Here is a 15,039-nt window from a genome sequence, read left to right on the forward strand (position 1 = left end):
GCAGCCCTCGGCGGCGGCAGTTCATTGTTTGACCATCGAGGGAGACATGAAGAACTCATCACGGATAGCCGCCGGCGCTGCTGGCGCGGTGGCGGGCTATATCGCGATCTTCGTGCTGTTCTCCCTGCTCGGTGTCGGCAACCGGGCGGACCCGATCGCATCGGGTCTGCTGGGACTGTTCGTCTACTCACCCATGGGTGCAATCGCCGGCGCGGTCCTCGCCAATTGGCTCGTGACGCGTTCGGGCAAAGATACAGGGCAGGACGCAGGCATCGGTGGCGTCGCGCGGAACAGCTTGAAGTCGCTCGGCATCGTCGCCCTGCTCTGCACCGCCGGCATCGGCGCCTACATCGCCTACGCTTACGCGACCGCCACGCCCTGGCTCAACCGCAACGGCGCCAATCCCCTGCTCGTGTTCGAGGTCCGCTTTCCGGCGGGGGTCACGGTGCCGACATCAGCGCAGGGCATCACCATCGAACTGCAGACCGACCTCAACACCATGCCGGGCGAAGTCAGCCCGGCCGCGTTCTATCGCGACGGCGATCAGGCCGTTATCGCCGGCGAAGTCGAGCTGGCGTTTCGGACCTCGTACCGGCAGCTCGCCGTCAACATCCAGGGCCAGCCGAGCCGGATCTATCCGATCGATTTGACGGCCCGGGCGCCGCATACGCCGGAATTCGGAACGTGGCGGCGGCTTGGTGACGGCAGCGAGATCCGCTACCGCGCCAAATGGCCGGGAAAGACGTAAGAGATCAGCGCTTCTTTGCGATCTCACAGCGCACATAGGTCTGGCGCTTGGCCTGCCCAACTGGACCATTGTCCATCACCAGCCTGCCGTCCGCAGCGATGGAGACGCGAGGGTTGGAGCGAAATTTTTCGCCCTCGCCTTCGCAGGCGAGCTTCATTTTCCAACCGAGGCTTCCGTCGGCCGTGATCTCGCTGGCGCGGCACCGCGTCTCGTACCAGTAGAGGCGATTGCCGCCCTCGATGCTCATGCGGTTGGGGCTATCCTCGTTGCGACAGTCCTTTTTGGTCGAGGCCCAGAAGCCTTCGTAAGGCTCCGCGGCAAGGGCAGGAGCGCATTGGCCGGCGAGCGCGGCACCAAGACTCAAGACAACCGCAAAGCGCCTCGCAACTCTCATGACCAAAACCTCGATAAATCCTTCATCGAGGTTAGTCGCCAGTTCCGGCACCTTGTTCAACTGCCGTAGGGTGGGCAAAGGCGCGAAGCGCCGCGCCCACGATTTTTGCGATTCGAGAAAGGATGGTGGGCACGCTTCGCTTTGCCCAGCCTACGGCACTTTCATCTGAGCTTGTTCAGCAGCGCCATCAGCGTGTCGCGCTCTTTCGCATCGAGCGGCGCCAGCGTCTCGCGGGTGATCGCCAGCGCATTCGGCGCGAGCTTTTCGGCAAGCTGCTGACCGGCGCGGGTCAGGCTTACCAGCAGGCGCCGGCCGTCCTCGGGATCCTGGCTCGTTTCGGTCAGGCCGCGCGCGGTGAGACGATCGATCACGCCCTTGATGGTCGCGACGTCCATCGCCGTGAGGCGCCCGAGCTGATTCTGCGAGCACGGCCCGGTCTCGGCCAGTTTCGACAGCGCCGCCCATTGCGTCGGCGTCAGGTTGGTGCCGATATCGCGGGTGAAGATCGAGCTGTGGCGCTGCCAGACCTGACGCAGGATGAAGCCGACCTGTTCGTCGAGCACGTAAGGCGGTTTCGCTGGTTTGACGCTCTTCTTTGCCGTAACACTTCTCGCCATCCGCTGCGCGTCCCTCACAACGACAGATGCGCGTCGCGGATATCCGGGCGCGCGTCGAGCTCGGCCATGGTGCCGCCGAAGCAGATCCGGCCGCGCTCGATAATGTAGGCGCGATCCGAAATCAGCCGCGCGAAATGCAGATTCTGCTCGGAGACGACGATGCTGACGCCTTCCTTCTTCATGGTCAGGATGGCATCGACCATCTGCTCCACGATCTTCGGCGACAGGCCCTCCGACGGCTCGTCCAGCAGCACCAGCGAGGGATTGCCCATCAGCGTACGCGCGATGGTGAGCATCTGCTGCTCGCCGCCGCTCATGCGTCCGCCCGGGCGGTTCTTCATCTCGCCCAGGTTCGGAAACAGCGTGAACAGCTTTTCGCGCGTCCAGTGCGGCGCGTTCGGACGCTTCGGCTGGCGGCCGACTTCGAGGTTTTCCTCGACGGTCAGGTCCGTGAAGATTCGCCGCTCCTCCGGCACGTAGCCGAGGCCCTCGCGCACAATCTCGTGGGTCGGCTTCGACGAGACGTCCTTGCCCTCGAACGTGATGCGGCCGGAGCGCTGCGCGACGAGGCCGACGATCGAGCGGAACGTCGTCGACTTGCCGGCGCCGTTGCGCCCCAGCAGCGCCACCACCTCGCCCTCGCCGACCTCGAAGCCGATGTCGAACAGGATATGCGCCGGACCGTAATGGCTGTTGAGGTCTTGCACCGTGAGCTTCATGTCGATGCCCCCTCGCGATGGCGGGCATCGTAGACCAGGCCCTCGCCGAGATAGACCGCCTGCACCTGGGGATTGCCGCGCACGTCCGCCGGCGAGCCCTCCGCGATCAACGTCCCGCGGTTGAGCACGATGATGCGGTCGGCATGCTCGAACACCACGTCCATGTCGTGCTCGGTGAAGAGCACCCCGATGGATTTTTCCCGAGCAATGCCCGCGGTCAGCCGCATCAACTCGACGCGCTCGCGCGGTGCCATGCCCGCCGTCGGCTCGTCCATCAGCAGCAGTTTGGGCTGGTTGGCGAGCGCGACCGCAAGCTCGAGCCGCTTGAGATCGCCATAGGCAAGCTCGCCGCAGGGCCGGTCCGCATAACCGCCCATGCCGACCAGCTCGAGCAGGCGGCCGGCCTCGGCGCGGTCGAACTTCGGCGCCGAGCCGAACAGATTGAACAGTTGCTTCCCATGCGAGATCAGCGCGACCTGCACGTTCTCGCGCACGGTCATGGTGGCGAAGGTCGCGGTGATCTGGAACGTGCGGCCGACGCCGAGCCGCCAGACCTCACGCGGCTTCCGGCCCGTGATCTCTTCGCCGAGCAGGCGGACGTGCCCGCTATCAGGCTTGTTCTGGCCGTTGAGCATGTCGAAGCAGGTACTTTTTCCCGCCCCGTTCGGCCCGATCAGGGCCAGGATCTCGCCGGCCCGCAGCGAGAACGACACGCCGCGCACGGCATGGATGCCGCCATAGGATTTGGTCAGGCCTTCGACCGCGAGAAGTGGGGGTGCAACGCTCATTCGGCAGACTCGATCGGCTTGGCGAGCAAGGTGGATCCCGGCGGCGATGACTTCTTCCGGCGCTGCGCCAGCATCTCCAGCATGCCGACGATGCCCTTGGGGAAGACGACGACGATCAACATGATGAAGCCGCCGAGCACGAGCTTCGACAGATCGGTCTGGCTCACCAGCCAGATGTTCAACGCCTTGTAGACAATGGCGCCGATCACCGCGCCCGACACCGTCTCGACGCCGCCGAGCAGCACCATGACCAGCGCGTCGACCGACAGCGAGATGCCGAGATTGTCGGGGAACACGCTGCCCTTGAGATAGGCGAACAATGCGCCGCCGATGCCGGCGGTCGTGCCTGCGATCACGAAGGCGGTCCACTGGATGCGCTTGGCATCGATGCCGATGGCTTCGCTGCGCAGGCCTGAGTCGCGCGTGGCGCGAAGCGCGTAGCCGAACGGCGAGAACACCATGGCTCGCAGCGCGACGGTCACCAGCGCCGCGACGCCGAGCGCAAGCCAGTAGAAGCGCGACGGACTTGCCGCCCAGCTCGAGGGCCAGAGGCCGAGAATGCCGTTGTCACCGCCGGTCACGTTCACCCACTGGAACGCGATCGACCACACGATCTGCGCAAAGGCGAGCGTCAGCATCGCGAAATAGACGCCGGAGAGCTGCACCGCGAAGAAGCCGAACACCGCCGCGCCCATGCAGCCGAGCAGCGGGCCGAGCAGCAGGCAGACGATCATCGGCAGCCCCGCCATCTTGGCGAGGAAGGCAATGCCATAGGCGCCCAGGCCGAAATAGGCGGCGTGACCGAACGAGGCGAGGCCGCCGACCGACATCAGGAAGTGCAGGCTGACGGCGAAGATCACGAAGATCGCGATCTCCGAGCCCACGGTCAGCAGATAATTGCCGGCGAACAGCGGCAGCATCGCTGCGATCACGAGCGCCGCAAGCGCCATCAGCCGCTCGCTCGAGGTCAGCGGCCGCCAGGGATTGACGGTGAGGCCCGGCGTCTTGCGCGCGGCCGCTTCCGGCTTGCCGAACAGGCCCCAGGGACGCACGATCAGCACCACCGCCATCACCAGGAAGACCAGGATGATGGAGATCTTCGGGAAGATCAGAATGCCGAAGGCATTCAGCTCGGAGACCAGCACCGCCGCGACGAAAGCGCCGACGATGCTGCCGAGGCCGCCGATCACGACCACGACGAACACCTCGACGATGATGCGCAGATCCATGGCGTGATGCACGGCATCGCGCGGGATCTGGAGCGCGCCGCCGAGCGCTGCGAGGAAGACGCCGACGGCGAACACGCTCGTGAACAGCCATTTCTGATTGACGCCGAGGGCTGCCACCATGTCGCGGTCCTGCGTCGCCGCGCGCACCAGCACGCCCCAGCGCGTGCGTTGGAACAGCAGCCAGAGAATGCCGAGCACGACGGGGCCGAGCACGATCAGGAACAGATCGTAGCTCGGAATGTTCTGGCCGAAGAAATCGATCGCGCCCTTGAAGCCTGGCGCGCGGCGCCCGACGAGGTCGTCCGGCCCCCAGATCAGCACGACCAGATCCTCGACCATCAAGGTCAGGCCGAAGGTCGCGAGCAGCTGGAACAGCTCGGGCGCATGATAGATGCGCCGGAGCAGCACCATCTCGACGATGACGCCGATCAGCGCCACCGCGAACGCGGCCAGCACGATGCCGCCCCAGAAGCCGAACGCGCCGGACAGGCGTTCGGTCAGCGTGAAGGCGATGTAGGCGCCGATCATGTAGAAGGCGCCATGCGCGAAATTCACGATTCGCGTCACGCCGAAGATGATCGACAGGCCCGACGCCACCAGGAACAGCGACGCCGCGCTGGCGAGACCGGTCAGAAACTGTACGACGTAAAAGGCCATCGGCGGTCCGGGTTCGTTGAAATCGTAGGGTGGGTTAGCCCTGCAGATGCGCAGAGCGCATCTGCTCGGCGTAACCCACCGCCTTTTCTCGTGTGGCACCGAAAGTGGTGGGTTACGCCGAGCGATCTGCGCTACGCGCAGTCCGCAGGGCTAACCCACCCTACGGCAGCAGAACTCAATCCTTCGGACGCAGCTTCTCGACTTCGGCATCGCCAGGCAGATAGTCCGCGCCCTTCTTGTAGGACGACTCCACCATCACGCCCTTGCCGTCCTTCAGCGCGGTCTTGCCGACGTAAGCGCCGAGCGTCGACTGGTGGTCGATCTTGCGGAAGGTGATCTCGCCGAACGGCGACGGCGTGGTCAGCCCCTCCGCCGCGGCAATCAGCTTCTCCGGATCGGTCGAGCCGGCCTTCGCCAGAATCGCGGCCGCCGACTTGATGGTCTGGTAACCGACGATCGAGCCGAGGCGCGGATAGTCGTTGTACTTGGCCTGATACGCCTTCAGGAACGCATCATGCTCGGGCGTCTTGATCGAGTACCAGGGATAGCCGGTGACGATCCAGCCCTCCGGCGTCTCGTCCTTGAGCGGGTCGAGATATTCGGGCTCGCCGGTCAGGAAGGAGACCACCTCGCGCCCCTTGAACAGGCCACGCGTGTTGCCTTCACGCACGAGCTTGACGAGGTCCGCGCCGAACGTGACGTTGAGGATCGCTTCCGGATTTGCCGCGGCAACCGCCTGCACCACCGGGCCGGCGTCGATCTTGCCCTGCGGCGGCCATTGCTCGTCGACCCACTGGATGTCGGGGCGCTTCTCCGACATCAGCTTCTTGAACACCGCGACCGCCGACTGGCCGTACTCATAGTTCGGCGCAATCGTCGCCCAGCGTTTTGCGGGCAGCTTGCTGGCGGCCTCCACCAGCATCGCCGCCTGCATGTAGTTGGAGGGGCGCAGGCGGAAGGTGTACCTGTTGCCCTTGGACCAGGTGATGGCGTCCGTGAGCGGCTCGGCCGCGAGGAAGAACACCTTCTTCTGGTTGGCGAAGTCAGAGACCGCAAGACCGATGTTCGACAGAAACGTGCCGGCGAGCATCGCGACGCTCTCGCTCGAGACGAGCTCGTTGGCCGCGGTCTGCGCGTCCGCCGGCTTGCCGCCGTCGTCCTTGGAGATGACGACGAGCTTCTTGCCGTTGATGCCGCCGGCCGCGTTGACTTCCTCGACCGCAAGCTGCCAGCCCTTGCGATAGGGCTCGGTGAATGCCGGCAGCAGCGAATAGCTGTTGATCTCGCCGATCTTGATGTCCTGCGCCAGGGCCGAATGAGCCATGCCGCTCGCCAGAAGCGCGAAGGCCGCGCCGACGAAGTAATTTCTTGCTCGCATCCCAACCTCCAGTTTGAACTCGCTTATGACTTCTATCTCAGACCGTCTTCGCCTTTGATCTCCGCAACCGTCAGCCCGCCGACCCGCGGCAGCGGACGGCCGCTGTCGGTGACGGCGACCGCGACCATGATCTCGTTGGCACGCGGCGCGTCGTTGATCTGCACTTCCATACCGTCGAAATGACTGCGCACGAAGGAAGCGTCCTTGTGCCCGAGCGGGATGTCCAGCGTCGTGCCCGGACCGCTGCGCTTCTTCGACGAGGGGATCAGCGCCGCGCCCTTGCCCAGAACCTTGCGCACCGGCGCGCCCATCTTGGGGTGGAGGATCGCGGCGGCATGCTCCAGCTCGCCGTTCTCGCCGACCGCCGCGGCCTTGCCGTAGCTGTGCGCCTTGGCGCCATCGATGCCGAGCGCCGCCACCGCGCGTTTTGACAAGAGCTCGCCCAGCTCCTCGCCGATCGCGATCAGCGGCGAAAGATCCTCGACGTATTTTCCGGCAAACGGATTCTCGATGACGGCAATCGCCGCAGCACGCCGGGTCGGCGGCGATACCTGTCGGCCCATCTCCATCTGCGTCTCTTCGACGACAGTGACGATCTTGCGGATGATCGCGCTCATGGCTGCTTCCTCTGGACACTTCCCTGCTCAGGCATGAACCGCGTTCTCCAGCTGACGCGGGCGCGATTCCAGCCGCTCAATATCTTTCGGTCCGATGACAAGCATATCACCACAAAGCTGCAGCACGGCACCCTCGATCAGCCGACGATCGAATAAATGCCGTGCACATTCTGCGCCAGATTCGAGCGCGGCGGCGATCTCATGGTGAGACACCTCGCCGACATCGCGCGTCACGAGGCGCCCGCCCAGATCGCTGTCGGGTTGAAGCTCGTTCGCAGGCTTGCGGATGATGGCGGGATGTCCGGGAAGATCGACGGCATTGGCGATCACGGTCGCGGCCGCATCGGCTTGCGAAGCGGTCGCCGCCAGCACGGTCACGGCATCGGCGATCCCGAGCGAAAAGCTGCGGCCGTGCCGGCCGCTGGTCGCAACGCCCCGCACCGGATCGTCCGCATCGATCCGCATCGTCCGCATCACACCGTCGCGGTCGGGGCGATCCATCAGCCCGACCGAAAATTGCTCGCCCTTGCCGAGATGCAGCGCGATGTCGCCGCCATTGTTGACGTAAGCCCGATCGAGCGTCGCAGCGCGCAGCATCGCAGCCAGAATTTCCTCCGCGACGCTACCGGCAACGGCCGCCATCGGCGTGATGAAGCAATCGGCGGCATAGGGCGCCACCGCGGCATGCATGCGGCGCGCGACGACGCCCTTTAGCGACGTCCGCGTCCCGGCGCCGGACCGCAATTCGGGCAGCTCTGCGCAAAGCTCGTCGAGCAATCCGGTGAACCGCAGCGCCGCAGCCTCATAGGCGGCCCGCACCGCATCCGCACGTCCCCTCGCCTCGACGATCAGATCGATCGGTCCATCCTGCAAATGCAGCCGCCGGCCATCAGACAGCAATGCGATTTGCGGGCGCCTGGTCATGTGCGGGGCCCTGGAATCGGGTTCTGCCAGGGCAACTGGCGGACATCGTCGCCGTTCTGCACCTCGGAGAGCGGCTTCACATAATCCATGTGTCCGCCGAGTGCGGCATAGTCGGACAGCTTCATCGTGAACTCGATCGGCGCGACCAGGGCCGGTGTCGGCACATAGCCGAACGCGCCTGACGGCATCTGCGTCACATCGACCATGTAGGTGATGCCGCCGCCCGGCCAGACATAGACCGGCGCACCGCCGCTGGTGACACGCGTCAGCGCGTCCTTGACCGAGCGCGTCAGCCGCACCGGGTTGTCGGTGACGCCGGCGCGCAGCGAGCCGCCCGCGCCCGCCATGAACAGCACCGTGCACAGCGCGGGCTCGCAGTTTTCCTGGATCCGCTCGACCGAGAACTTCAGGTCGGCCGGCATCTCGGTCTCGACCGGCTTCAGGGCCTTGTCGAGCACGTAATAGGACGAATGCTCGCCGGTGGTGGAGACCATCAGCATGGTCAAACCGGGCTTTGCTTCCTTGGCATCGAACGGGCCCAGGATCGACAAGGGATCGGAGATGTTGGTGCCGCCCCAGCCCGTGCCGGGATCGGCCACCTGGAAATAGCGGCCGGGCGTCGAGCGGCGGCCCTTCATCTTGATGCCGGTGTCGGCGATGTCGAGCAGCTTGCCGGCCTGGTGCTCCGAGAGCACGCCGGTGATGTGGTCGTCGACCACGACGACCTCGTCCACCTTGCCGTGCCATTGCTTGGCGAACATGCCGATCGTCGCCGAGCCGCAGCCGACGCGCATGCGCTCTTCCTTCACGCCGTTGACGATCGGCGGCTGGCCGGCCTGCACCACCACGGTGGCGCCGCCGTCGATGGTCAGCTCCACCGCCTTGCAATTGGCGAGGTCCATCAGCGTGTCGCAGGTGACCCGGCCCTCCTTCTTGGAGCCGCCGGTGAGATGATGCACGCCGCCGAGCGACAGCATCTGCGAGCCGTATTCGCTGGTCGTGACATGGCCGACCGCCTCGCCCTGCGCGCGCACGGTCGCAGTCTCCGGGCCGAGATAGCGGTCGGTGTCGATCTTCACCTTGATGCCGCAATAGGAGAAGATGCCCTCGGTGACGACGGTCACCATGTCGACGCCGTCGACCTCTGCCGAAACGATGAACGGCGCCGGCTTGTAGTCGGGATAGGTCGTGCCTGCGCCGATCGCCGTCACGAAAGTCGAGGGCTCATGGACGATCTTGCCGTCCCAGTCCTCGGTGCGGCTGAACGGGACCAGCTTGCCGCCGTGCGAGACGGTGCGCTCCAGGATGACGTGCGGATCGACGCGGACGAGCTTGCCGTCGTGATTGGCATAGCGGTCGCAGGCCCCCGCCGCGCCGGGCTTGATGTAGCACATCACCGGACAAGCATCGCAGCGGATCTTGTCGATGACGGCGCTCGTCGTTTCTGTCACCATGTCGGAGCCGGCGGACATCGCAGTTATCATTCGTATACGAACGATGTTGCGCGCGGTGCCCCGGGGCTGTCAAGCGGCGGTGCAGCGCAAAAGATGCCGCTGCCGCATAAAACCTCATTTGCCTATCCGCTCTGTCCACAAAGAAGGCAGTCGCGCTGCAGTGCGGCATGCACGGCTTGCACGTTTGTGTACAAACGGTATCGTCGCGGCGTCGAATTTTCGCGATCGCATGATTTTGGGTTTGTCTCTTGGCTTTGTCTTGGGCTTGGGAACGAGGATGACGCAGACACCGATCCGCCTCACCGTGAACGGCAGGATCCACGAGGTCACGGCAGCGCGGGACACGCCGCTGCTCTATGTGCTTCGCAATGACCTCGCGCTGAACGGCCCGAAATACGGCTGCGGCTTGGGGGAATGCGGCACCTGTACTGTCCTGATCGACGGACTGGCGGCACGCTCCTGCGTGATTCCGGTGAGCGGCTGCGCCGGCCGCGACATCGTGACGCTCGAAGGCCTCGGCACACGCGACAAGCCCGACGTCGTGCAGCAGGCCTTCATCGACGAGCAGGCCGCACAATGCGGCTATTGTCTCAACGGCATGATCATGACCACCAAGGCGCTGCTCGCGATCAATCCGCGGCCAACCGAGCAGGAGGCGCTGGCGGCGCTGCGCTACAATCTTTGCCGCTGCGGCACGCATGTCGAGATCCTCCGCGCGGTGATGCGCGCCTCTAGCCAGCTCACCGAGGCCGCAGATTGATGGCCTCCCTTGTTTCGAACCGAGCTGAACGCGCGGGTTCGCTCATCGTCGCCCGCAGCGTGGACGAGGTCACATCCGAGACCTTCGTCCGCATCACTGCGGACGGTTCGGTCACGGCCTATAACGGCCATGTCGATCTCGGCACCGGCATCCGCACTGCGCTGGGCCAGATCGTCGCCGAAGAGCTCGACGTGTCCTTTGCGCGCGTCGTCGTCGTGCTCGGCGACACGGCCGTGGTACCGAACCAGGGCGCGACGATCGCGAGCGAAACCATCCAGATCACGGCCGTGCCGCTGCGCAAGGCCGCGGCGCAGGCCCGGCACTTTCTGATCGCGCGCGCGGCGGAACACCTGGACTTGCCCGAAGCCGAGCTCAAGATCGAGGATGGACTCGTTCGCGGCCACGACAATCGCAGCGTCAGCTATGGCGAGCTGATCGGCGAGGAGGCGATCCGCCTCGAGCTGGCCGATGACGTGCAGGTCAAGCCGGTCGGCGATTACGCCATCGTCGGCCAGTCGGTGCCGCGCGTCGATTTACCTGCCAAAGCCACCGGCGAGCTGACCTTCGTGCACGACATCCGCATATCAGGCATGGTGCACGGACGCGTGGTGCGGCCGCCCTATGCCGGCGTCGATGCCGGGCCGTTCGTCGGCACCAGCCTGATCGCCGTGGACGAATCCTCCGTGCGCGACATTCCTGGCCTTCTGGCCGTGGTGCGGATCGGCGATTTCGTCGGCGTGGTCGCCGGGCGCGAGGAGAATGCAATCCGTGCAGCAGAGCAGCTCAAGCTGAGCTGGAAGCCGATGCCGACGCTGACCGACCTCGCCGATGTCGAGACCGCGCTGCGCGCCAATCCATCGACACCGCGCACGCTGATCGACAAGGGCGACGTCGACAAGGCGATATCAGGCGCGGCCAAGCCGATGCAGCGCACTTACGTCTGGCCGTATCAGATGCACGCCTCGATCGGCCCGTCCTGCGCGGTTGCCGACTTCCAGGACGGCAATATCCGCGTCTGGTCGGGCACGCAGAACCCGCACGTGCTGCGCAGCGATCTGGCGCTGCTGATCGAGCGCCCCGAGAGCGAGATCGAGGTGATCCGGCTGGAGGCCGCCGGCTGCTACGGCCGCAACTGCGCTGACGATGTCACCGCCGATGCGCTGCTGCTGTCGCGCGCCGTCGGCCGTCCTGTCCGCGTGCAGCTGACGCGCGAGCAGGAGCACGCCTGGGAGCCCAAAGGCACCGCACAACTCATCGACGTCAATGGCGGCCTCGATGCTGACGGCGGCATCGCTGCTTACGACCTTGCCACGCGCTATCCCTCGAATGCCGCGCCGACGCTGGCGCTGCTGCTGACCGGCCGCCTTTCGCCCGAACCTGCGGTGCTCCAGATGGGCGACCGCACCGCGATCCCGCCCTACGATTACGAGCACATGCGCGTCGTCGCCCACGACACGCCGCCGATCGTGCGTGCCTCCTGGTTTCGCGGCGTCTCGGCCCTGCCGAACACTTTTGCGCATGAATCCTATATCGACGAGGCCGCAACCGAAGCCGGCGTCGATCCCATCGAATATCGCCTGCGCCATCTGAAGGACCCGCGCGCGGTCGATCTGGTCAATGCGGTCGCCGAGCGCGCGGGCTGGACGTCCCGCCCCGTTCGCGAGGAGAAGGACGGTGAGGTCGTGCATGGCCGCGGCTTTGCCTATGCGCTCTACGTCCACAGCAAGTTTCCGGGCTATGGCGCGGCGTGGTCGGCGTGGGTCGCCGACGTCGCGGTGAACAAGACGACCGGCGACGTCAGCGTGACGCGCGTCGTCGCGGGGCAGGACTCCGGCCTGATGATCAACCCGGACGGCGTGCGCCACCAGATCCAGGGCAACGTCATCCAGTCCACCAGCCGCGCGTTGATGGAAGAGGTGTCGTTCGAGCGCGGCGCGGTGGCCGCGCGTGAATGGGGCGCTTATCCGATCATCCCCTTCCCCGACGTTCCCAAGATCGACGTGCTGATGCTGCCGCGGCAGGATCAGCCGCCGCTCGGCGTCGGCGAGTCCGCCTCGGTGCCGAGCGCAGCCGCGATCGCGAACGCCATCTTCGATGCCACCGGCGTGCGCTTTCGCGAGCCGCCGTTCACGCCTGAGCGAATCCTCAAGGGATTGCACGGCGAAGCACCGGCGACGCCGCAGTCCCTGCCCCCGCCCGCAGCCTCGCCTCCGTCTCGTATCTGGGAAAATCCGTTCGCCAGGCGCGCCGGCATCTTCGCAACGATTGCAGCCGTCTGCACCGCCGCGATCGGCATCGGCGCGGCGCTTCTTCCCGGCCGCGCGATTGCACCCATCGCGCGCCCCGATCCGTCGGTCTATTCAGCTGCAACGATCGCGCGCGGAGAGCAGCTCGCCGCGCTCGGCAATTGCGCCGAGTGCCACACCATCGTCAGCGGCGCACCAAATGCCGGCGGTCGCGCCTTGGAAACACCGTTCGGCACGATCTACGCGACCAACATCACGCCCGACGTCGAGACCGGGATCGGTGCCTGGTCCTACCCCGCATTCGAGCGCGCCATGCGCGATGGCCTGCATCGCGACGGACGCCAGCTCTATCCCGCCTTCCCCTACACGCATTTTGCAAAGACCAGCGATTCCGATCTGCAGGCGCTCTACGCTTACCTGATGGCGCAACCTGCGGTGCGCGCGACGACGCCGGCCAACACGCTGGCCTTCCCGTTCAATCTCCGCCCGCTGCTGGCGGGCTGGAATGCGCTGTTCCACCGAACGCCCGACTTCAAGCCCGACCCCACAAAGTCCGAGGCTTGGAATCGCGGTGCTTATCTGGTCGAGGGCCTCGGCCATTGCAGCGCCTGCCATTCGCCGCGCAACGCGCTCGGCGCCGAGCAACGCAACGCCTATCTCGCCGGCGGCTTCGCCGAGGGCTGGGAAGCGCCGTCGCTGACCTCGCTCTCGCACGCGCCGATCCCGTGGAGCGAGAATGAGCTGTACGCCTATTTGCGCACCGGCCATTCGCGTTACCACGGCGTCGCCGCCGGCCCGATGGCACCGATCGTCCGGGACCTCAAGGCGCTGCCCGACCAGGACATCCGTGCGATGGCGGTCTATCTCAACTCGTTCAATGACACTGCGGTCGACCACCAGGCGCAGGATGCGCTGGCCGCCAAGCTCGAAAATGCAACGCAAGTGACCGTCGCCTCCTCCGCCGGCGCGCGCCTCTATCAGGGCGCCTGCGCCGTCTGCCACGAGGTCGGCGGCCTGCCGCTGTTCGGCACAAGGCCTTCGCTCGCGCTCAACAGCAACCTGCACAGCGCCACGTCGGACAATCTCGTACAGGTCATCCTGCACGGCATCGCGGAGCCCGTCTCGAGCGATCTCGGCTACATGCCCGCGTTCAGGAACAGCATGAGCGACACCCAGATCGAGGAGCTCGTCGGCTTCCTGCGCCGGCAGTTCGCGCCGGACAAGCCGGCCTGGACCGGCGTGCGCGAGACGATCGCAAAGGTGCGCGCCTCCGCCAATTAGGCGTGCTTCGTCACCTCCACCGGCGGCGTGCCGTGGGTGTGGAAGGACTCGATCGTCTTCAATCCCCAGGCCTGGCCCTTCTTGCGCTCCTCCTCGGTCCACACGATCGGCTTCCAGTCGGGCGCCAGGATAAGGCGTGCGCCGGCATTGGCGACTTCGACGCGGTTGCCGCCGGGCTCGTAGACGTAGAGGAAGAAGGTCTGCTGGATCGCGTGCTTGTGCGGCCCAGTCTCGATGTGAATGCCGTTCTCGAGAAAGATGTCGGCGGCGCGCAGAATCTCCTCGCGACTGTCGAGGGCGTAGGTGACGTGGTGGAAGCGGCCCCGCACGCCCGAATGATCGAGCGAATAGGCGAAATCGTAGCTCTTGTTCGACATCGTCAGCCACATCGCGGCCTCACGGCCGTCGTTGAGCACGATCTGCTCGGTGAGACGGCAGCCGAGATAGGTCTCGAAGAACTGGCGGTTGGCCTTGATGTCGACGGCAAGGCAGTTGAGATGGTCGAGGCGGCGGACATTGACGCCGCGGGCGGGAAAGCGCTGTGCCTGGTTCTTCAGCGCAGGCTTGAGTTCGGGCGGCGCCTGATACCATTCGGTCTCGTAATAGAGCTCGACGATGTGGCCATCGGGGTCGCGGCAGCGGAACGTCGGCCCCTGCCCCATGTCGCCGTCGATCCAGCCGATGTCGAAGCCGGACCCCTTCAGCGCTGCGACGCGCCGCTCCAGCGCCTGCTGGCTGCGCGCACGCAGCGCCATGTGGCCCATGCCCGAGGTCTTTGCCGCCGTGAGCTTGAGCGAATAACGCTCGTAATCGTCCCAGCCGCGCAAATAGACCGACTCACCCTTCTGTCCGCTGACCGTCATACCCATGACATCGACGAAGAATTTCAGGCTCTCGTCCGGCTTCGGCGTCAGCAGCTCCATGTGGCCGAGATGGGCGAGATCGAGGATCGGTTCGGGCTGCATGGTTTCCTCCTGGAGCATGGCTGCGATCCGCCTGTCCGGGCGGCGCAATTGGAACGCGCACGGCACAACGCGCGGGCGGGCCCTCGTGCGGGTGTGCCGACAGTGACGGACCTCATTTGTACTAATGTACAAATCATTAGGTCCCGTCAACAAAGCAGCCAGCGTCGCTGCTGCGAACGGCGCCTGTCCGACCAATGTCGGTCCGCCGCCGGACGAAAGGGCCTGCTCGAATGGTAAACTTTTCCTTAAGGACCATCTCGCC

13 protein-coding genes are annotated in these 15,039 nt (G+C 65.5%); 3 read left to right on the forward strand and 10 right to left on the reverse strand.

Features of this window, described 5'->3' with window-relative positions:
* The first annotated feature begins 46 nt into the window (after positions 1-46).
* Positions 47-748, forward strand: coding sequence for a hypothetical protein (locus ACNJYD_RS22835; RefSeq protein ID WP_439363360.1), 702 nt, complete (start codon positions 47-49; stop codon positions 746-748).
* 4 nt (positions 749-752) lie between these two features.
* On the opposite strand, the gene ACNJYD_RS22840 is transcribed toward ACNJYD_RS22835, so the two are convergent.
* From ACNJYD_RS22840 to ACNJYD_RS22880, 9 genes are all read right to left on the reverse strand, one after another.
* A complete protein-coding gene (locus ACNJYD_RS22840) occupies positions 753-1,142 on the reverse strand; it encodes a hypothetical protein (RefSeq protein WP_439363361.1) in 390 nt (129 codons plus the stop codon).
* A 161-nt stretch (positions 1,143-1,303) separates the two neighbouring features.
* Positions 1,304-1,759, reverse strand: a complete 456-nt coding sequence (locus ACNJYD_RS22845) for a MarR family winged helix-turn-helix transcriptional regulator (protein WP_172786253.1) — start codon at positions 1,757-1,759, stop codon at positions 1,304-1,306.
* 14 nt (positions 1,760-1,773) lie between these two features.
* The gene (locus tag ACNJYD_RS22850; RefSeq protein ID WP_439363362.1) at positions 1,774-2,478 is read right to left on the reverse strand and encodes an ABC transporter ATP-binding protein; all 705 of its coding nucleotides are present in this window, start codon (positions 2,476-2,478) and stop codon (positions 1,774-1,776) included.
* Positions 2,475-3,266: an ABC transporter ATP-binding protein gene (locus ACNJYD_RS22855; RefSeq protein WP_172786251.1), complete on the reverse strand. Its 792-nt coding sequence runs from the start codon at positions 3,264-3,266 to the stop codon at positions 2,475-2,477. Before ACNJYD_RS22855 ends, ACNJYD_RS22850 begins: the two co-directional genes overlap by 4 nt.
* Positions 3,263-5,152: an ABC transporter permease gene (locus tag ACNJYD_RS22860; protein ID WP_439363363.1), complete on the reverse strand. Its 1,890-nt coding sequence runs from the start codon at positions 5,150-5,152 to the stop codon at positions 3,263-3,265. Before ACNJYD_RS22860 ends, ACNJYD_RS22855 begins: the two co-directional genes overlap by 4 nt.
* A 175-nt stretch (positions 5,153-5,327) precedes the next feature.
* Positions 5,328-6,530, reverse strand: coding sequence for an ABC transporter substrate-binding protein (locus ACNJYD_RS22865; RefSeq protein ID WP_439363364.1), 1,203 nt, complete (start codon positions 6,528-6,530; stop codon positions 5,328-5,330).
* Between the two features lie 32 nt (positions 6,531-6,562).
* A complete protein-coding gene (locus ACNJYD_RS22870; protein ID WP_439363365.1) occupies positions 6,563-7,147 on the reverse strand; it encodes an amino acid synthesis family protein in 585 nt (194 codons plus the stop codon).
* A gap of 27 nt (positions 7,148-7,174) precedes the next feature.
* Entirely contained in the window at positions 7,175-8,071 is an 897-nt protein-coding gene (locus ACNJYD_RS22875) for a UPF0280 family protein (RefSeq protein ID WP_439363366.1), read from the reverse strand.
* Entirely contained in the window at positions 8,068-9,525 is a 1,458-nt protein-coding gene (locus ACNJYD_RS22880) for a 6-hydroxynicotinate reductase (RefSeq protein ID WP_439367503.1), read from the reverse strand. Before ACNJYD_RS22880 ends, ACNJYD_RS22875 begins: the two co-directional genes overlap by 4 nt.
* 277 nt (positions 9,526-9,802) lie before the next feature.
* Between ACNJYD_RS22880 and ACNJYD_RS22885 the strand changes: the two genes are divergently transcribed.
* The gene (locus ACNJYD_RS22885) at positions 9,803-10,285 is read left to right on the forward strand and encodes a (2Fe-2S)-binding protein (RefSeq protein WP_439363367.1); all 483 of its coding nucleotides are present in this window, start codon (positions 9,803-9,805) and stop codon (positions 10,283-10,285) included.
* Entirely contained in the window at positions 10,285-13,812 is a 3,528-nt protein-coding gene (locus tag ACNJYD_RS22890; protein WP_439363368.1) for a molybdopterin cofactor-binding domain-containing protein, read from the forward strand. The genes ACNJYD_RS22885 and ACNJYD_RS22890 overlap by 1 nt, the downstream gene beginning before the upstream one ends.
* Here the strand turns inward: ACNJYD_RS22890 and ACNJYD_RS22895 are convergent.
* Complete coding sequence (locus tag ACNJYD_RS22895) at positions 13,809-14,777, reverse strand: catechol 2,3-dioxygenase (RefSeq protein ID WP_439363369.1); 969 nt, start codon at positions 14,775-14,777, stop codon at positions 13,809-13,811. The two genes, ACNJYD_RS22890 and ACNJYD_RS22895, sit on opposite strands and share 4 nt — an antisense overlap.
* Positions 14,778-15,039 lie beyond the last annotated feature (262 nt).

The sequence above is a fragment of the Bradyrhizobium sp. SPXBL-02 genome, from assembly GCF_051853065.1.
GTDB lineage: Bacteria > Pseudomonadota > Alphaproteobacteria > Rhizobiales > Xanthobacteraceae > Bradyrhizobium.